Genomic DNA, 18,919 nt, shown 5'->3' with positions numbered 1-18,919 from the left:
AGAAACACATGAACAATGTCACACGGCGTCAGGCGATTGGCAGCGCGGCAATCTCGGCCACCGGCATCGCACTGGCGGGAACCACCAGCGCCGCTGCGGCTGCGCAAACCCCTACAGCCGCCGCCGGTGCTTTTGCGGGGAACCATACCCCCAAGCCGCTACGGTTTGATCCTGCCAAACTGACCGGCCTGTCCGAGCGGCTGATCACTTCGCACTGGGAGAACAATTATCAAGGCTCGGTGCGCGGGCTCAACACCATTGAAACCCGGCTTGCCGCCGCGATGGCAGACCCCGATTTTCCGCCGGTCGCCTATGCCGGGCTGAAGCGCGAGGAGCTGCACCGCACCGGATCGGTGGTGCTGCATGAATATTACTTCGATGCTCTGGGCGGCAACGGCAATCCGGGCGGTTCGATCTACGAAACGCTGGACGGATGGTTCGGCAGCTTTGCCGCGTGGGAGGCGGAGTTTCGCCGCACCGCGATGTCACTGGCAGGGGGGTCAGGCTGGTGCATCCTCAGCTACAACCGGCACACCGCCTCGCTGCACAATTACTGGGCTTCGGATCACATGCAAGGTGCCATCAATGGCGCCCCGCTGATCGCGCTCGACATGTATGAACACAGCTATCACATGGATTACGGGGCGGCGACCGCGAAGTATGTCGATGCCTTCATGGCCAATCTCGATTGGGAGGTGGTGGACGCGCAGTATCGAAGCGCGCTGTCATAGCCTCACGCCGAACTGGCCCAGCGTCCAGACCATCGCCAGATAGAGCGTCACCGTCAGCGTGCAGCCGATGGCGAGCGCCGCCACACAGGCCGCTTCACGCCCCAGCCATCGCACGTGACCTTGAGATAGAGCGCGGGCAGCACCAGTCGCTTTTCAGACCCGCGTCTCACCGCCTCGGGATGGCACTCAATCTCAGCCGGAACGGACGCGGCATTGATCATTTGGCTCTCGATAACAAGTATATCACATACCGGTTAAACCGCGTTGTCCGGAAATACAATATTTGATATGTGTATTTCCATGCAGCTCAGCCTCCACACCGACTACGCACTGCGAGTGCTAATGACCCTGTCGGCCGCCGACAGGCACTTATCGGTTGACGACATCGCGCAGCAGTTCCGGATTTCGCGCAACCACCTCGCCAAGGTCGTGCAAGGATTGCAGTCTGCAGGACTGATCGAGACTTTCCGCGGCCGGGGCGGCGGAATGCGGCTGGCGCGCCCGGCACACACCATTACGGTTGGCGAGGTGGTGCGTCGGTTCGAGAACCTCGATGCCTTTGTTTCATGCTTTGCGACCGGGTCGGGGTGCGCGATCAATGGCCTGTGCGGTCTCAAGCCGTTGCTGAGCGAGGCCGTGGAAGATTTTCTCGCCCGGCTCGATCAGCGCCGCATTAGCGAGCTTATCCCCGATCCCGAGCAGTTCCGCGACCGCCTGATGCGTGAGCCTGAGCCGCAGCACGAACCGCAGTTAAGTTAGCCCTGATCCCGCCACAACCAGCGCAAAAGCGAGAAGGAGACCACCCCATGGCCCTGCATCATGCCAGCCCGGCAGACGTGATCGATCTTGGCCACATTGTGCATTCCGCTGACAAGCCTGGCACCAGAGCGATCGTCAAGACCGACCGGTTCGAAGCCATCCGCCTCGTTCTGGCGCGGGGGGCGACTATCCCGGACCACCATGTGGCCTCTCAGATTACGCTCCATTGCCTCTCAGGCGCGGTGGCAGTGAAGCTGACCGACCGGACGCTGACGCTGCATGCCGATCAATGGGTGTATTTCGATGAACGCACTGTCCATGGCATCGAGGCCGTGGACGACACCGTGTTGCTGATGACCATAATGCTGCCGATTGCGACGAATGCCTAGTCTGAGGGTGTGATCGCCCCGGCGTGAATGGTCTGATGCGCCAGCACCACCATTATCGCGTAGGTGATGGTGATCTGCGCTGCCCCAGCAAACCCACGAGCCATGGCTGGATCGGCGGGCGCACCGGCACTGCGTGCGCGAGCAGGAACACGACTAGCGCGGCGATGAACCGGCCCAGCCCATGGCTCAGACCGCTGAGTGCCGGGACCTCAGCAGCATCGGACCGTAGAGCGCGGCGAAACCCGCAAAAGCGGCAATCCAGCTTGCACCCGACAGACCGTGCAGCACGCCTGCCCATTCCGGCCACGCGCCAGCTGCAATCCGCGCCAGCACGGCAAGAATCACCGCCGCATAGATCGCCATTGTCCCACGACCTGCGGTCAATTCGCGCCCCGTATGGCCTAGGGTCGCGCGGGTCATTACCGCCATCGTCATCAACCCGATGCCCCCCGCCATCCACAGATGTTGCGCACTCCCGGCGCCAACCCAGCCACTACCAAGGATCTCCGCCGCCCCCGCCAGCGCACCAAGGGGAACAAACACATAGCCAAGATGCAATACCAGCACGAGCGGCTCGGCGAAGGTGCGATCCCCCGCCCAGCGTGCCATGCGGACCAAATGCACAAGCCCCGCCAGCCCCAGCGCAAGGCCTGTTACCGTTGCAAACGGAGCGAACACCCAAGCAAGCAGCGCGGCCAGAAGCAGCCCAAGAGCAACTTGGTCAAACAGCTGCATGGGCGGCGTCGGCAGTCGCCCCCGGCCACGTTTGGCCAGCCAGTTACGGGTGAAGGAGGGAACGATCCGCCCGCCAATCACCGCGATCATCATCAGCACCGCCGCCAGACCAAGGCGCAGGCCCATACCTTGCGCAGCGTAGGCACCGCTCGCTGCCTCCCAGTGGAACAATGCATTAGCGCAGCCGAATAGCACCAGCAGACCGACGATCGGCAAATTGCGCCAGTTTTTACCCACCACGATCTCGCGGCCCAAAAACATTGCGAGCGCGGCGACCAGCGCCAGATCAACCACTGCCACCGCCAGCGGGGGCAGGCTCTGCGAGACGGCTATCGTTACCCGTCCTGCGAGCCACAGTGCAGCCAACCCCGCCAGCGGCCAGCCGGTCACCGGCAGCCGACCAGTCCAGTTGGGTACGGCGGTTAGCAGAAAGCCGGCAATGATCGCGCCAAGATAGCCGAACAGGAATTCATGCGCGTGCCAAGTCACGGGATCGAAGCGGGTCGGCAGCGTCAACTGGCCCGCCAGCATGGGAATCCAGAGCATCATAGACAGCGCTGCCCACAGCGGCCCAAGCAGAAAGAATGGCCGAAATCCGAAACTCAGGATTGCCGGGCCGCGCCAGGCGCGGTGGCGCTCCATTGTGGTCGTTGCTGCGGTCACGCCGTGTCTCCTTTGCACCCAGCCTAGTCGTTAAATTAAGTATATGATATGCCCATTATCGCATCTGCTGTGATCAAGTTTGCAAAGACCGCAATCCCGTTTATCGTTGAGGTGGCCCCGTACAGGAGTGGACAAAGCGCTGTGATCCGATCGGAATCGAGACTTCTTCCAGCGATTGTTATCGCCGCAGGAGGGGAGGGTGCCAGGATCGGTGGCCAGAAACCCATGCGATTGCTTGGCGACAAGCCGCTGCTGGCGCACAGTATCGCGCGGGCTTTGCCGCAATCGGACTGCCTGGCACTGGCGGTGCGGGATGCCGCTCAGATTGAACCGATCTTGCCTGAGGCGGCTGGCTTGCCGCTGCTGCGCGACGCCAGACCGGGTTGCGGGCCGATCAGCGCGCTTGTCAGCGCCTTTGCCTTCGCTACCGCGCAGGGCCGTCCGCATGTGATGCTGATCGGCTGCGATCAACCCTTCCTGCCGCTCGATCTCGTGCTGAGGCTGGATGAAGCGCTGAATGATCACAAGGTTGCGATGCCGGTCAGCGGTGGCAAGCATCAGCCGCTGGCGGCGTTGTGGCGGGTCGACGAGGCGGCGCTGGCGGAATACGTCGCGAAGGGAGGCGCTTCGCTGTGGCGCTTTGCCGCTGCTCAAGGTGTGGTCCATGTCGAATGGCCCCCCGGCGAAGCATGCGATCCCTTCGCCAATATCAACGATCCCGCTGACCTTGCGGCGTCCACGACGCAATTCAGCACCACAGCTCGAACGCCAGGGCGTTGACGAACGCGCCTTCCGCTTCGGCCGGAGCATTCGGCGGGCGGGGATCAGCCAGTCGGCGCAGGTCAGCGCAGCCTGTGCGCCGCTTCCTGAATGCCGAGTGGGAGAAGCCCCGCTTCGTCCCATTTCCCCTGAGCCCGCCGAAGCCACACCGGCTCGACGGGCGTGATCACGCACACACATCCCGCAGGCGCGGCAGTGCCCCCGCAATCGAGCACGGCTTGTGGCGGCTATCGAATTCCAGTTCGAGCAATCCATCCCACGCATCGCGGCACGCCCCCGTCGATCCCGGCACGCAGAAGATAAAGGCATCGCCCGCCTGCCCGGCAAAGGCGCGTGATTGCATGGTGGCGACGCCCACGCTGGTCAGGCTCTTGTTGTGGAACGCGACGGAAAATCCGTCCATCTCGCGGCGCAGCAACGGCTTGACCGCTTCGGGGGTGTTGTCGCGCGGAGAAAAGCCGGTGCCGCCGGTGGTGAGGATAATTTCGATCTGCGGACGCGAGAGCCAATCTTGCAACTGCGCGCGGATATCAGCGATCTCATCCCTCACAATCGCCCGGTCGATCAGCCGGTGCCCCGCAGCCTGCAAGCGATCGCACAGCAGCGCGCCCGAGGTATCGGTTGCCAGACTGCGGCTATCCGAAATGGTCAGCACCGCCATGCCGAGCGGGTGAAACATCGCCTCTGTGTCAATTCCAGCCATCGGGCCTTAGCCTCCTATTGATGCAAGATGCGGGGTTGCCCCGCTATTACCATCATGCAGCCGGTGTGCGGGAGCCTTGGTTGCGACAAGCCCGCGAATATGCGCAATCAACGGCTGCGGATCATCGGTGGACAGCAGCGGGCGCAAATCGCTGCCGCCATCGCCGAACAGGCACAGATGCAGCCGCCCGTCCGATGACAGCCGCAGCCGGTTGCAACTGGCGCAGAAATCTTTTGCATAGGGCGCGATGATCCCGATCCGCCCCTTGGCTTCGGGGTGCCCCAGCTCAACCGCTGGCCCGGCCCCCGGCGCACGGGGCAGGCGGTGCCAGCCTGCCGCCTCCAACCGATCAATCACGCTTTGCCCGGCGATGTGGTGATCGCGGAAAAACGCGGCGTTATCATTGGTGCGCATCACCTCGATAAAGCGCAGTGAAAGGTCGCGGGCGCGCACGAAATCGACCATCGCGGCAAGCTCATCATCATTGACCCCGCGCATCAGCACCGCGTTCAGTTTGACGCTGTCAAACCCGGCGTCCCGCGCCGCCTCGATCCCGCGCAGCACTTCGGCCAATCGGTCGTGCCCGGTGATCGCGGCAAAGCGCGCCGGGTCAAGCGAATCGACGCTGACGTTGATCGCGCTGATCCCCGCATCGCGCCACGCCTGTGCCCGCTGCGCCAAGCGATAGCCATTGGTAGTCACAGCCACGCGGCGGATGCCCGGCACCGCGGCGACCGCGCGCGCCACATCCTCGAAATCGCGCCGCAAGCTCGGCTCGCCGCCGGTCAGCCTGACCTTCCACAGGCCCAATTGCGCGAAGGCTGTCACCGCCCGGTGGATTTCATCGGCCGACAGTTCGACCGGGCGGTTGCACGGTTTGCGGTAACCATCGGGCAGGCAATAGGTGCAGCGGAAATTGCACACCTCGGTCAGCGACAGGCGCAGATATTCGAACCTGCGGCCGATGCCATCGTGCAAGGGTGCGGCGAGCGGCAGGATATCGGGGGAACGGGCGATGGTCACTGCACCAGCGGCCCGTCGGCAATCGGCAGATCGACCCCGGTGATGGCGGTGCGGCTGGCAAGGATCGCGAGATATTGCGCCACCGCCTTGCGATAGCTGGCTTCCTCCAGATAATCGCGGATGGTTTCTTCCACCGCCGCAAATGGCAATTGCTGCCCTTCCGCCCGCCGCCCTGCGCGGATTACGTGCACGCCAAAGCGGGTGCGCACTGGCTCGGCGCACAATTGCCCTTCGGCCAGCGCGAACAGCGCCGCTTCGAATTCGGCCACGGTCTGGCCCTTGCCAATCTGGCCGAGATTGCCGCCCTGCTCCTTCGATGGGCAGGCGGATTTGGCCCGAGCCAACTCGGCAAAGCACCCCGGATCGGCCTGCACCGCGCGTATCGCGGTTCGCGCATCACCCACCGCAAGGCCATAGGCAAAGCTGTCATCAGGGCTCGCCGAAAACAGGATATGTTCGGCCTCGATCAGCGTTTCGCTGGCAAAGCGATCCCGGTGACGATCATAGAACCGCCGCGCCTCAGCCGTGGTCGCCTGCGGCACCGTGATTTCCTGCGTCAGCAGCGCATCGATCCGCGCATCATCGGGGGCGAGCGGGCGGCCCTGCGCATCGCAGCGATCCCCCGCTTCGATTGCCAACCGCTCCGCCTCGGCCAGCAGCAATTGCCGGATCGCCAGCGCCTCGGCCGCGGCTTGCCATGCGGCGGCGGCGGCGGGTGCGGGGTGGTTCTGCGCCTCGGCAGCGATGGCGGCGGGGCTGATTTCGACCCCGCCAACCTGCACAGCGGCGCGTTCGATCACCTCATCCATGGCTGATGCTCCGGCGCGAACGCACGATCTGATAACCGCCGCGCCACAGATAACGCACCGGGGCAGACAGCATGTGCACCAGCCGGGTGAAGGGGAAGATCAGCAGGATCGTCAGCCCGAGGAAAATGTGCAGTTTGAAGATGATATGGACATTGGCAACATGGCTCGCCGCATCACCCTGAAAGGTGAAAATGCCCTGTGCCCAGGCCATGAACTTGACCATTTCGTGCCCATCCAGATGGCCCGCCGAAATTGGCACGGTTGCCAACCCCAGTGCCAGTTGCACCCACAGGATCAGAATGATCGCATTGTCGGCGAAGCTGGAATTGGCGCGCACGCGGGGATCGAAAAAGCGGCGGTGGATCAGCAAGCTCGCGCCGATAATCGCCGCCACCCCGGCAATGCCGCCCGCAATAATCGCCAGCAATTGTTTGGCCCCGTGGCTGATCCCCAGCGCATCGAACAGCGCAATCGGGGTCAGCAATCCGATGAGATGGCCGAAGAAAATAAACAATACGCCGACATGGAACAATACTGAACCCCACATCAACTGTTTGCGCCGCAAGAGCTGGCTGGAACCCGAACGCCAGCTATAGGGTTCGCGGTCGAACCGGATCACCGAACCAATCGCCAGCACCGCCAGCGCGATGTAGGGATAGATGCCGAACAGCAGGTGGTTGATGAAATTTTCCATGGTTCAGCTCCTGTTGGCGGTTGTGGCAGGCAGGGGCGCACGCATCCGGTCTAGGATGGCGCTTACCTGCGGGCAGGCGGCAGTGGGATCGGGCGCAGCATCGGCGGTGAAGCGGACTTCCTCCTCCTCCCACTGCGCGTCCAATTCGGCGAGCGTTTCGGGGTCTTCGACCGGCGGCAACGCCTTGGCCGCCTCCTCGTTCATTTCGATCCCGGCAATGTCGCACAACAGGGCAAACACCGGCGCGTAATCCGATTGCTTCTCGGCCAGCCGCGCGGAAAGCGCGATCAGTACCACGCCGGGTTCCGCCAACGCATCGCGCGCGGCGGCGGGCGGCAGGGTTGAACAATAATCGAGGAACAGCGGCAGATAATCGGGCAGTTCGTTGCCTTCCGGCTCCAGCCCGGCATCAAGATAGCGCTGCCGCAGATCGACCATCGCCTGCCCCCGGTCGCGGCTTTCGCCGTGAACGTGCTCGAACAGGTGCAAGCTGTGCGCGCGGCCCCGGTCGAACAATTCGACGTAGGTTTCCTGCACATCATAGATGTCGGCGGTTCCGAGCCGGGTCAGCAGCGGTTCGAGCGCCGCCGCGCCGCCTGTAGGCAGCGCCGGATCAGCCGCCAATCGCTGGCGAATTTCGCCGATCACCGCTTGCAGATCACGCGAGGGATATTGCAGCAGCAGCGAGATGAGATGGAGCGACGTCATGACAGCACCTCCGATGGAGTCTGGAGCTTCTTGCGCGCCGGGGCACCGAACAAATTGGCATCGCTCGACCCGCCCGAACAGCCATTGCCGAACGAGAAACCGCACGAACCGCGTTCCTCGAACATGTCCTCGGCATCTTCGCGGTGGCCAGTGGGGATGACGAAGCGATCCTCGTAATCGGCCAGCGCCATCACCTTGTACATGTCCTCGATCTGCGCGCCGGTCAGGCCGACCGCTTCGGCGATGCTTTCATTATGCACGCCGTCGACCGTTTTGGCGCGCATGTAACCGCGCATCGCCAGCATCCGTTCAAGGCATAGCGCTACCGGCTCCTCGTCCCCCGCCGTCAGCAGGTTGGCGAGGTATTTGAGCGGGATGCGTAGCGACCGCACATCGGGCATATTGTTGTTGACCGAAATCTGCCCCGCGCTCGCCGCCGCATTGATCGGTGACAGCGGCGGCACATACCAGACCATCGGCAGCGTGCGATATTCGGGGTGGAGCGGGAAGGCGACCTTCCATTCCATCGCCATCTTGTAAACCGGTGAATGGCGCGCGGCTTCGAGCCAGTTTTCGGGCACGCCGTCTTTGCGCGCCTGCTCGATCACCGCCGGATCATGTGGATCAAGGAAGATATCGAGCTGCGCCTGATACAGATCCTCGACATTCTCGGCGCTCGCCGCTTCTTCGATGCGGTCGGCATCATACAGCATCACGCCGAGATAGCGGATGCGCCCGACGCAGGTTTCGCTGCACACGGTCGGCTGGCCAGCCTCGATGCGCGGATAGCAGAAGATGCACTTTTCGCTCTTGCCGCTTTTCCAGTTGTAGTAGATTTTCTTGTAAGGGCAGCCCGATACGCACATCCGCCAGCCCCGGCACGCCTCCTGATCAATCAGGACAATCCCGTCCTCCTCGCGCTTGTAGATCGCGCCCGATGGGCAGGCGGCCACGCAGGTGGGGTTGAGGCAGTGTTCGCACAGGCGCGGCAGATACATCATGAAGGTGTTTTCGAACTGGCCGTAAATCTCCTTCTGCACCCCTTCGAAATTGTAATCCTCCGACCGCTTGGAAAACTCGCCGCCCAGGATTTCTTCCCAGTTCGGGCCCCATTCGATCTTCTCCATCCGCTTGCCTGAAATCAGGCTGCGCGGGCGCGCGGTGGGGAAGGCCTTGCTCTCGCCCACCTTTTGCAAATGCGCGTAATCGAAGGTGAAGGGTTCGTAGTAATCGTCAATTTCAGGCAAGTCGGGGTTGGCGAAAATCTTCGCCAGCAACCGCCATTTGCCGCCCATTTTGGGCCGGATCGATCCGCCCGGCGTGCGCACCCAGCCGCCGTTCCAGCGTTTCTGGTTCTCCCAGTCCTTGGGATAGCCGATGCCCGGCTTGGTTTCGACATTGTTGAACCATGCGTATTCCATGCCTTCGCGGCTGGTCCATACGTTCTTGCAGGTGACCGAGCAGGTGTGGCACCCGATGCACTTATCAAGGTTCAAGACCTTGCCGATTTGCGCGCGGATTTTCATGCCACAGTCTCCCCTTCGGCCAAGGCCCCTTCGAGCCAGTCGACCTTCTGCAATTTGCGAACGATGACATATTCGTCGCGGTTGGAACCAACGGTGCCGTAATAGTTGAAGCCATAGGCCAGCTGCACGTAGCCGCCGATCATGTGGGTGGGTTTCAACACCGCGCGCGTCACCGAATTATGGATGCCGCCGCGCTGCCCGGTCAGCGGCGATCCGGGGACGTTCACGATCTTTTCCTGCGCGTGATACATGAACAGTGTGCCTTCCTTCATCCGCTGCGACACCACCACGCGGGCCACCAGCGCGCCATTGGAATTGAAGGTTTCCACCCAGTCATTATCGACCAGCTCGGCCTTGGCCGCGTCAACCTCGCTCATCCACACAATCGGCCCGCCGCGTGACAGGGTGAGCATCAACAGGTTGTCGGTATAGGTCGAATGGATGCCCCATTTCTGGTGCGGGGTGATGAAGTTCAGGATCACGTGCGGCGCGCCCTTGGCTTCATCCAGCATCGGTTTCACCGCCTTGGTGTCAATCGGCGGGCGATAGACGCAGAAGCCTTCGCCAAAGGCGCGCATCCACTTGTGATCCTGATACAACTGCTGGCGCCCGGTCAGCGTGCGCCAGGGGATCAACTCGTGGACGTTGGTGTAACCCGCGTTGTAGCAGACATGCTCGCTTTCGATGCCCGACCATGTGGGTGACGAGATGATCTTCCTCGGCTGCGCCTGAATGTCGCGGAAGCGTATTTTCTCGTCTTCCTTGGGCCGCGCCAGATGGGTGTGATCAATCCCGGTTTTCTTGCCCAGATCGGCCCATGCCTTGACCGCAACCTCGCCATTGGTTTCGGGCGCAAGCATCAGGATCACCTCGGCCGCGTCAATCGCGGTTTCGATCTGCGGCTGGCCCTTGCCCACGCCATCATTCAGCACCGCTCCGTTGAGCGCGCGCAGGTTGGCGACCTCGTGATCGGTGTTCCAGCCGATCCCCTTGCCGCCATTGCCAAGCTTTTCCATCAGCGGGCCAAGCGCGGTGAATTTCTGGTAGAGTTCAGCATAGTTGCGCTCAACCAAGGCAACATTGGCCATGGTCACGCCGGGGATCGGTTCGGTTTCACCCTTGCCCCAATCGGCCACATCATAGGGCTGGGCGATTTCATTGGGGCTGTCATGCTGGATCGGGGTCAGCACCAGATCCTGTTCAACCCCCAGCACTTCGGGCGCGATGTCGGAAAATGCCTTGGCGATGCCCTTGTAAATGTCCCAGTCGCTGCGCGATTCCCACACCGGATCGACCGCGGCCGACAGCGGGTGGATGAAGGGGTGCATGTCCGACGTGTTAAGATCGTCCTTTTCATACCAGCTCGCGGTCGGCAGGACGATGTCGGAATAGACGCAGGTGGTCGACATCCGGAAATCGAGTGTCACCAGCAGGTCAAGCTTCCCCTTGGGCGCATCATCGTGCCATTTCACATCCTTGGGTTTCTGCGCGCCGGTTTCGCCCAGATCTTTGCCCTGCACGCCGTGTGCGGTGCCGAGCAGGTGTTTGAGGAAATATTCGTGCCCCTTGCCCGACGAGCCGAGCAGGTTTGACCGCCACACGAACATGTTGCGCGGCCAGTTGGCCGGATCATCCGGGTCGAAACACGACATTTCCAGATCGCCCGCCTTGAGCGCCTGCGCCACATAATCCTTGGGTGCCATGCCGCTGGCCTTGGCCGCCTTGCCCACTTCCAGCGGATTGGTTTTCAATTGCGGCGCGGATGGCAGCCAGCCCATCCGTTCAGCCCGCGCGTTATAATCGATCAGGCTGGCGTCCCAATCGCCATCGGGCGCGGTTGGGGACAGGATTTCCTCCACCCCCAGCGTTTCATAGCGCCATTGATCGGTGTGGGCGTAGAAGAAGCTGGTCGAATTCATCTGGCGCGGCGGGCGGTTCCAATCGAGCGCGAAGGCCAGCGGCAGCCACCCGGTTTGCGGGCGCAGTTTTTCCTGACCGACATAATGCGACCAGCCGCCGCCCGATTGACCCACACAGCCGCACATCACCAACAGGTTGATGATGCCGCGATAATTCATGTCCATGTGGTACCAGTGGTTTAGCCCGGCCCCCAGGATCACCATCGATTTGCCCTTGGTCACTTCGGCATTGGTGGCAAATTCGCGTGCGGCGGTGATGATGTGATCGGCGGGAACACCGCAGATTTTCTCTGCCCAGGCGGGGGTATAGGGCACCATGTCACCATAATCGCGCGCCACATGATCGCCGCCCAATCCTCGGTCGAGCCCGTAATTGGCGCAAAACAGATCGAACACGGTGGCAACGAATGCCTGCCCGTTTTTGAGCTGCATTTGACGCGCCGACACTCGGCGTTTCAGCACGCTGGGATGATCGGTCCCTTCGAAATGGTCATGTTCACGATTGCCGAAATAGGGGAAGGCAACCTCGACCACTTCGTCATGGTGGCCATCAAGGATGGTGGTCAGCCGTAGGCGGGTATCATTGCCGCGCCCGTCCCTTTCCTGAAGGTTCCACTTGCCGTCTTCACCCCAACGGAAGCCCGCCGAACCGGACGGCACCACCACTTCATCGGTGTTTTCGTCAATCGCAACGGTCTTCCAGTCGGGATTGTTGCTCTCGCCCAGATCGTCAAGGAAATCGGCGGCGCGCAGCAGGCGTTCGGGCACCAGCGCGCCGTCTTTTTCCACCAGCCGCACCAGCATCGGCATATCGGAATATTTGCGGCAGTAATCCTCGAAATATTCCGCCTGCCGGTCGAGGTGATATTCGCGCAGGATCACATGGCCCATCGCCATCGCCAACGCGGCATCGGTGCCCTGCTTGGGATTGAGCCAGAGATCGGCGAATTTGGTCGCTTCGGCATAGTCGGGGCTGACCACCGCGACCTTGGTCCCGCGATAGCGTGCCTCTGTCATGAAGTGGGCGTCGGGCGTGCGCGTTTGCGGCACGTTCGATCCCCACAGCATCAGGAAGCCGGCATTATACCAGTCGGCGCTTTCGGGGACGTCGGTCTGTTCACCCCAGGTTTGCGGGCTGGCGGGTGGCAGATCGCAATACCAGTCGTAAAAGCTCATGCAGGTGCCGCCGAGCAGCGACAGGTAACGTGATCCCGCCGCGTAGCTGACCATCGACATCGCCGGGATGGGGCTGAACCCGATCACCCGGTCGGGGCCGTAAGTCTTGGCGGTATAGGCATTGGCCGCCGCGATGATTTCGTTCACCTCGTCCCAGGTCGAGCGCACGAAGCCGCCATGCCCGCGGATCGCGGTGTAGCTTTTGCGCTTGGCCGGATCCTCGACAATCGATGCCCACGCGGCCACCGGAGTGCGCATCACGCGCGCTTCGCGCCACAGCTTAAGCAGGCGCGAACGCACCATCGGATATTTGAGCCGCTGGGCGGAATAAATATACCAGCTGTAGCTCGCGCCGCGCGGGCAGCCGCGCGGTTCGTGGTTTGGCAGATCGGGCCGCGTGCGCGGGTAATCGGTCTGCTGCGTTTCCCAGGTGATGATCCCGCCTTTGACGTAGATCTTCCAGCTGCACGATCCGGTGCAGTTCACCCCGTGGGTGGAGCGCACGATCTTGTCGTGCTGCCAGCGCGCGCGATAGCCATCTTCCCAATCGCGGTTCTGATTGGTGGTGACGCCGTGCCCGTCGGCAAAGCCTTGTTTCGGCTGGCGGAAAAAGGTCAGGCGGTCGAGCAGCTGGCTCATGCTTGGGCTCCTTTCAGGGGTGCATTATGGGGCGCTGGCACTGGCGTGCGGCCACGCTCGATATCGTGGAGCAGGCCGCCCCGGCGGGTGTAGGCCCACCACGTCAGCGCGGCGCAGCTGGCGTAGAAGATCAGGAAGCCCCACAGCGCCGCCATCGGCGTTCCGGTGGCAGCAATCGCGCTGCCGAAGCTTTTGGGGATGAAGAAGGCCCCATAGGCAGCGATGGCCGAGGTGAAGCCGACAATCGCGGCGGATTCCTTTTCCGCCTGCCGCCTTTGGGCCTCGGCACCCAATTCGGGCATCAGCCGGGGCACTTCGACCCGCATGATCGCCGGGATCATCTGGAAGGTCGAGGCATTGCCCACCCCGGTCATGAAGAACATAAAGATGAACATGCCGAGGAAGCCCCACCAACTGCCCGCCTGAAGGAACCAGATCACCCCCAGCACGCCCAGCATCATCGCCACGAACACCCAGAAGGTGACGCGCGCGCCGCCCCAGCGATCGGACACCCAGCCGGTGGCCGCGCGGCTCAATGCGCCAACCAGCGGGCCCAGGAACACGAATTTGAGCACGTCGACATCGGGAAATTCCTGCTTGGCGAGCAGTGGCAGACCGGCGGAAAAGCCGATGAAGCTGCCGAAGGTGCCAGTGTAGAGCCAGCACATCAGCCAATTGTGCTTGCGCTGGAAGATCACCGACTGTTCGGCAAAACTGGCCTTGGCATCGGCAATGTCATGCATCCCGAACCACGCCAGCAGCGTGCTGGCGATGATGAACGGCACCCAGATGAAGCCCGCGTTCTGGAGCCACAACTGGCCGCCGTCTGCCGTCTGCTGCGGTGCGCCGCCCAGCGCGCCGAACACGCCTGCCACAATCACCAGCGGCACCGCGAACTGCATCACTGACACGCCGAGATTGCCCAGCCCGGCGTTCAGCGCCAGCGCATTGCCCTTCTGCGCCTTGGGGAAAAAGAAGCTGATGTTCGACATCGACGAGGCGAAATTGCCCCCGCCAAACCCGCACAGCAGCGCCAGCACCAGAAAGATGACATAGGGCGTATCGGGGTTCTGCACCGCATAACCGATCCCGAATGCGGGGATCAGCAAGGATGCTGTGCTCATCGTGGTCCACAGCCGCCCGCCGAAGATCGGCACCATGAAGCTGTAGAAAATGCGCAAGGTCGCGCCCGACAGGCCGGGTAGCGCGGCCAGCCAGAACAACTGATCGGTGGTATAGGCAAAGCCGATCGATGGCAGCTTGGCCACCACCATCGACCACACCATCCACACCGAAAAGGCCAGCAGCAGCGCGGGGATCGAGATATACAGATTGCGCCGCGCGATGCGTTCGCCGGTGTTTTCCCAGAAATCCGGGTCTTCCGGCTGCCATTCGGCCAGAACCTTGCTGGGCTGCGCAGCGGCGTGTTTGATTTCGTCGTGGATTCCGGCCATTTCGGGGAACTGCGGAAGGCTGCGGCTATCAATCCCGCTGGCCTTCTGTTCCATCTGCCGGATCGCCAGATGCATCCATATGAAAGCCACCGCCACCAGCGCAAACAGCACCATGAAGCAGCTGGTCCAGATACCGGTAAGATCGCTGACCGCACCGAACACGATTGGCAGAATAAACCCGCCCAGCCCGCCGACCAGACCGACAAGCCCGCCGACCGATCCGACATTCTGCGGGTAATAAACCGGAATATGCTTATACACCGCCGCCTTGCCCAGCGACATGAAGAAGCCGAGCACGAACACCGTAATCACGAACGGCACCAGGCTCATCGAGGTGGAAAAAGTGATCGGCCCACGGATGCCTTCGATCACATAATGCGTCGCCGGATAGGACAGCATGAACAGGCAGACCAGCGACACGCCAAAGGTGGCATACATGATCTTTCGCGCGCCATACTTGTCAGACAATATCCCGCCATAAGCGCGGAACACACTGGCCGAGAGTGAGAAGCTGGCCGCCAGCATCCCGGCGGTCTTGATATCGACCTCATACAGATCGACGATGTAATGCGGCAGCCACAGCGCCAATGCCACGAACGCACCGAAGACGAAGAAATAATACAGCGAGAACCGCCAGACCTGTTCATTTTTCAGCGGTTCAAGCTGTTCGATCAGGCCGCGCGCTTTAGCCCCGCTGATTTTGCGCGCGGCAAATTCCGGATCATCCTTGGCGAACAGGTAGAACACAACCGCCACCACCGCGAGCACCGCGGCCCAGACCTGCGCTACGCCCTGCCAGCCAACGGCAACCATCAGCCACGGCGCGAGAAACTTGGTCACTGCTGCGCCAACATTGCCCATCCCGAAGAAACCCAGCGCCGCGCCTTGGCGTTCCTGCGGGTAGAATTTCGAGACGTATGCGACGCCGACGGCAAACCCGCCCCCAGCCAGACCAAGGCCGAGCGCAGCGAGCAGCATCACATAGTAATTATCGGCATAGGACAGCAGAAACGTCGACGCCGCTGATGCCAGCATGGTCAGCGGAAACACGATCCGCCCGCCCCGCTGATCGGTCCACACCCCCAGCAGCAGGCGAGTCAGCGATCCAGTCAGGATCGGGGTGCCGACCAGCAGGCCAAATTGGGTATCGTTCAGGCCCAGTTCGGCCTTGATCTCGATCCCGATGATCGCAAAAATCGTCCACACCGCGAAACAGATGGTGAAAGCGAAGGTGCTGAGACCCAGAGCGCGGTTCTGTTCCGCGCTGGTCACTTGGTCTTGTGGCGACATGGTAAGCTCCCGCTGGAGATGCGTTTACCAGTTCGCAATGCGCACGAGGCGGCACGCGCCTTGTTGATCAAGATCAAATGGGAGACCGCAAAAGACGCAAAATTGATTTGGCCTGATATGACAGCTAGCCTGACCCAACTTACATCAAGTGGTTGCTTGATATGCATCAATCCGGCAGCTAGAATAGTTGCCTAAGCACCGGGGGTGATGACTTTCATGCGAATCGGCGAAAAGCCAGAAATTGCCCGCCTGCCGCTGTTCCGCGATATGGACGACGCCATGCGCGAACGGGTCTTGTCGGGATCATTCCTGCAGGTTTTCCCGCCGCAACTGACGCTGTTCGAGATCGGGCAGCGCGCCGATTTTCTGCACGTGCTGGTTGACGGTCTGGTCGAACTCTACGCCGCCGGAGACGTGCGCGATACGACCATGCGGATCGTTGAGCCAGTGACCAGCTACATCCTTGCCGCCGTCATTAACGACATGCCCTATCTGATGTCGGCCCGCACGCTGGCCTCATCGCGCATCCTGCTGGTGCCAGCGGCGCTGATGCGAGAGGTGATCAAGCGGGACACGGCGTTGATGCAGGCCACCATGCACGAACTGGCGTTGGGATACCGCGACATGGTGCGCGCGCTCACGGACATGAAACTGCGCCAGTCGGCGGAGCGGCTTGGCCATTACCTGCTGGAACACAGCGCCCGCCACGGCGACAAGCAGGAATTTGAACTGAGCGGCGAAAAACGGGTGCTGGCATCGCTCCTGGGGATGACTCCGGAGAACCTGTCACGCGCCTTTGGCACGCTCAAGGCGCATGGCGTAGCGGCGCGCGGCGCGAAAATCCGGATCGAGGACCGCGCCGCATTATCGGCTTTTTCACGGCCCGATCCCGTTCCGCCTGACCAACGTTAGTGCCACCGATCATGAGCGCGCCGCCCGTCACCCGATTGAACGTCACCGCCGCAGAGGAACGGCAAATCCGCAATGCGGTGCGATCCGCTGATGTGCGCTTGCTTGCGCCAGGTTACCGCCTTGCAGAAGAAGCCGATGCCGACGCGTTGCTCGACCTGCTCAGCGATCCGCAAGTGTCCGATCCGATCTATGATCTGCCCCGGCCCTTCACCCGGGAAAGCATCAGGCAATGGATTGTCGATGCACGCGAGCGCCAGCATCGCGGAGAAGCGGTTCTGGCGGTTCTGGTTGACGAAACGGGCGCGATTCTGAGCTATTCCTATTTCAGCGTCTGGCCTGATCGTTCAGCCGCCGAAATCGGCGGGGCATTCCGCGCCGATGCGCAGAGCCAGGGCACCGGCAAGGCGGGTGCGGCGCGCAGTTTTGGCTGGATGTTCGATCACCTCGGCGTGCGGTTGATCGGACTGACTGCCGCGCTCGACAATCTGCGTTCGGCGCGGGTGATCGAGGCGGCCGGGTTCCGTTACATGGGCGAACGCGACAGCATTCGCCCGGATGGAACGGCGCGGCGATCACGCTATTGGGAACTGACGCGTGACGAATGGTCGCGGATGCACACTTGCACTAAAGCATGATGAGGCGGCACTCTTCGAACTTTGGCTCAAGAGGGTGAGCATCAGAATGTCAGTTGCAGCGACAGCCAGCCCTTGGTGGTGTCGGTGGCGAACAGATCGGCGTCGTAATGCGCGAATTTGCCCAGCAGCACGAGATTGGGCCGGATCGGATAGGACGCCAGCAGGTCTATCTCTTGCCCATAGGTGGCACTGGTAGCGGTCGCCGCGAAATCATGGATGATTGCCCGCAGCGCCAACCCCTTTAGTGTAGAGTCCGCGCCGAACCGGTAGCCAACTTCGCCGTATACATCGCGCAGGCCATCGGGCGGGGTGACCAGAAATTTGTCGGCCCAACCATTGAAGGCATGCAACGTCGCCAGCGGGGTTTGCAGGGCAACCGTCCCGCTTCCCTCAAGCCGCTCCCAGCCCACTTTTGCGGTGAACCCGCCGCGCGCAATCCCGGCCTCTCCCACCCAATAATCCAGTCCGAACGCCTGCGGGTTAGCGGCGTGATCGGTCTGGCGGGCATATTCACCAGTATAGAGCAGGCGGATGCCGTTCCCCACGCTGCGTTCGCCCGCCAACCGCACACCAATGGTCTGCGAATTGCTGGCCGGAGCAGCGGGAATATCCAGCCAATAGCCATAGCCTGTCAGCGTGCCGAACCCTTCAACGGCATAGGCCGCGCGCAGGCCGTGAATATCGGTGTCGTGCCAGATGCCCTGCGCCGAATCCGGGCCGAACACCCGGTTGACGCGCCAGGCATACAAGTAATCGATTTTCGCTTCTTTCACCGGCGCAGCGGTTAGCCGGACAGCATCAAGCGTCTGATCGTTCTGCCGCCAGCCGACCGATCCGACCCAGCGCTGGTTATCAAGATTGACCGCCTGTCGCCCGGCGCTGGCGGACAGTTCCTTGACCGGCTGCCACTTCACGATAGCTTGATTGAGCAGCACATCAGAAGGATCAGCGACCACCGGAAACGCCGTGCGTCCGTTGACCGTATCATTGAAATCGCGCGGGCCGATCCGGGCAATTGCCTCACCCTCCACCTGCGCGCTGAATCCATGCCATTCGCCCAGCCTGACCCCGGCCCTGATTCGCAGCGTCGATGCGGTGGCATCCTGCGGCAGACCATCCTGATCCACCAGTTCGAGCCGGTAGCGGATATCGGCATAGGGATCGAGTTTGAGCGTTGCGGGTGCGGTTTCGGGCGCGGGTTCGGCCACCGATGCAGATACCGATGCGGGCGGGGGCGCGTTCTGGGCATTGGCTACGGCAGGAACCGTCAGCAGCGTCAGCACGGCGAGCGATGCGAAAGGTGTGTGATCCATGCAGGCTCACATAGACCGACTGAGCGTCACGCAATTGATGTAAATCAAGGATTGCCAGATG

At 62.0% G+C, this 18,919-nt stretch carries 16 protein-coding genes; 6 read left to right on the top strand and 10 right to left on the bottom strand.

Going from position 1 to position 18,919, the window contains the following annotated elements:
* Window positions 1–8 precede the first annotated feature (8 nt).
* The 3 genes from ABIE62_RS03775 (at window position 9) to ABIE62_RS03765 (ending at window position 1,879) form a co-directional block, all read left to right on the top strand.
* Window positions 9–731 carry a superoxide dismutase gene (locus ABIE62_RS03775; protein ID WP_354323696.1) on the top strand — a complete coding sequence of 241 codons (723 nt, stop codon included), beginning with the start codon at window positions 9–11 and terminating at the stop codon, window positions 729–731.
* 300 nt (window positions 732–1,031) lie between these two features.
* Entirely contained in the window at window positions 1,032–1,490 is a 459-nt protein-coding gene (locus ABIE62_RS03770; protein ID WP_354323694.1) for an RrF2 family transcriptional regulator, read from the top strand.
* A gap of 47 nt (window positions 1,491–1,537) precedes the next feature.
* Window positions 1,538–1,879, top strand: coding sequence for a cupin domain-containing protein (locus ABIE62_RS03765; protein ID WP_354323692.1), 342 nt, complete (start codon window positions 1,538–1,540; stop codon window positions 1,877–1,879).
* Between the two features lie 186 nt (window positions 1,880–2,065).
* Here the strand turns inward: ABIE62_RS03765 and ABIE62_RS03760 are convergent, their stop codons facing one another.
* The gene (locus ABIE62_RS03760) at window positions 2,066–3,277 is read right to left on the bottom strand and encodes an NnrS family protein (protein ID WP_354323691.1); all 1,212 of its coding nucleotides are present in this window, start codon (window positions 3,275–3,277) and stop codon (window positions 2,066–2,068) included.
* A 48-nt stretch (window positions 3,278–3,325) separates the two neighbouring features.
* On the opposite strand from ABIE62_RS03760, the gene mobA reads away from it, so the two are divergent.
* A complete protein-coding gene (gene mobA, locus ABIE62_RS03755) occupies window positions 3,326–4,057 on the top strand; it encodes a molybdenum cofactor guanylyltransferase (protein ID WP_354323690.1) in 732 nt (243 codons plus the stop codon).
* A 166-nt stretch (window positions 4,058–4,223) separates the two neighbouring features.
* Here mobA and ABIE62_RS03750 read toward each other — a convergent pair whose 3' ends face one another.
* From ABIE62_RS03750 to ABIE62_RS03715, 8 genes are read right to left on the bottom strand one after another with little or no spacing between them, the layout of a single operon-like run.
* Window positions 4,224–4,760 carry a molybdenum cofactor synthesis domain-containing protein gene (locus ABIE62_RS03750; protein WP_354323688.1) on the bottom strand — a complete coding sequence of 179 codons (537 nt, stop codon included), beginning with the start codon at window positions 4,758–4,760 and terminating at the stop codon, window positions 4,224–4,226.
* 6 nt (window positions 4,761–4,766) lie between these two features.
* Window positions 4,767–5,783, bottom strand: a complete 1,017-nt coding sequence (moaA, locus tag ABIE62_RS03745) for a GTP 3',8-cyclase MoaA (protein ID WP_354323686.1) — start codon at window positions 5,781–5,783, stop codon at window positions 4,767–4,769.
* Window positions 5,780–6,592, bottom strand: a complete 813-nt coding sequence (locus ABIE62_RS03740; protein WP_354323685.1) for a peptidylprolyl isomerase — start codon at window positions 6,590–6,592, stop codon at window positions 5,780–5,782. The genes moaA and ABIE62_RS03740 overlap by 4 nt, the downstream gene beginning before the upstream one ends.
* Window positions 6,585–7,286 (bottom strand): respiratory nitrate reductase subunit gamma, encoded by a 702-nt coding sequence (gene narI, locus ABIE62_RS03735; RefSeq protein ID WP_354323684.1) that lies wholly within the window; start codon window positions 7,284–7,286, stop codon window positions 6,585–6,587. Before narI ends, ABIE62_RS03740 begins: the two co-directional genes overlap by 8 nt.
* A gap of 3 nt (window positions 7,287–7,289) precedes the next feature.
* Window positions 7,290–7,994: a nitrate reductase molybdenum cofactor assembly chaperone gene (narJ, locus tag ABIE62_RS03730; protein WP_354323682.1), complete on the bottom strand. Its 705-nt coding sequence runs from the start codon at window positions 7,992–7,994 to the stop codon at window positions 7,290–7,292.
* Window positions 7,991–9,520 carry a nitrate reductase subunit beta gene (gene narH, locus ABIE62_RS03725; RefSeq protein ID WP_354323681.1) on the bottom strand — a complete coding sequence of 510 codons (1,530 nt, stop codon included), beginning with the start codon at window positions 9,518–9,520 and terminating at the stop codon, window positions 7,991–7,993. The genes narJ and narH overlap by 4 nt, the downstream gene beginning before the upstream one ends.
* Window positions 9,517–13,254, bottom strand: coding sequence for a nitrate reductase subunit alpha (locus tag ABIE62_RS03720; protein WP_354323679.1), 3,738 nt, complete (start codon window positions 13,252–13,254; stop codon window positions 9,517–9,519). Before ABIE62_RS03720 ends, narH begins: the two co-directional genes overlap by 4 nt.
* Entirely contained in the window at window positions 13,251–15,998 is a 2,748-nt protein-coding gene (locus tag ABIE62_RS03715; RefSeq protein ID WP_354323678.1) for a nitrate/nitrite transporter, read from the bottom strand. The genes ABIE62_RS03720 and ABIE62_RS03715 overlap by 4 nt, the downstream gene beginning before the upstream one ends.
* Before the next feature lie 207 nt (window positions 15,999–16,205).
* Here ABIE62_RS03715 and ABIE62_RS03710 point away from each other — a divergent pair, with 207 nt between their 5' ends.
* Both ABIE62_RS03710 and ABIE62_RS03705 read left to right on the top strand, forming a co-directional pair.
* Window positions 16,206–16,910 (top strand): helix-turn-helix domain-containing protein, encoded by a 705-nt coding sequence (locus tag ABIE62_RS03710; protein ID WP_354323677.1) that lies wholly within the window; start codon window positions 16,206–16,208, stop codon window positions 16,908–16,910.
* Between the two features lie 11 nt (window positions 16,911–16,921).
* The gene (locus ABIE62_RS03705; protein ID WP_354323676.1) at window positions 16,922–17,545 is read left to right on the top strand and encodes a GNAT family N-acetyltransferase; all 624 of its coding nucleotides are present in this window, start codon (window positions 16,922–16,924) and stop codon (window positions 17,543–17,545) included.
* 41 nt (window positions 17,546–17,586) lie between these two features.
* Here ABIE62_RS03705 and ABIE62_RS03700 read toward each other — a convergent pair whose 3' ends face one another.
* A complete protein-coding gene (locus ABIE62_RS03700; protein WP_354323675.1) occupies window positions 17,587–18,858 on the bottom strand; it encodes an alginate export family protein in 1,272 nt (423 codons plus the stop codon).
* Window positions 18,859–18,919: the final 61 nt, after the last annotated feature.

It is taken from the genome of Porphyrobacter sp. MBR-155 (genome assembly GCF_040547625.1).
In the GTDB taxonomy this organism is placed as follows: domain Bacteria; phylum Pseudomonadota; class Alphaproteobacteria; order Sphingomonadales; family Sphingomonadaceae; genus Erythrobacter.
Note: the sequence above shows the minus strand (reverse complement) of the source record. Positions and strands in the feature narration are given on the sequence as shown.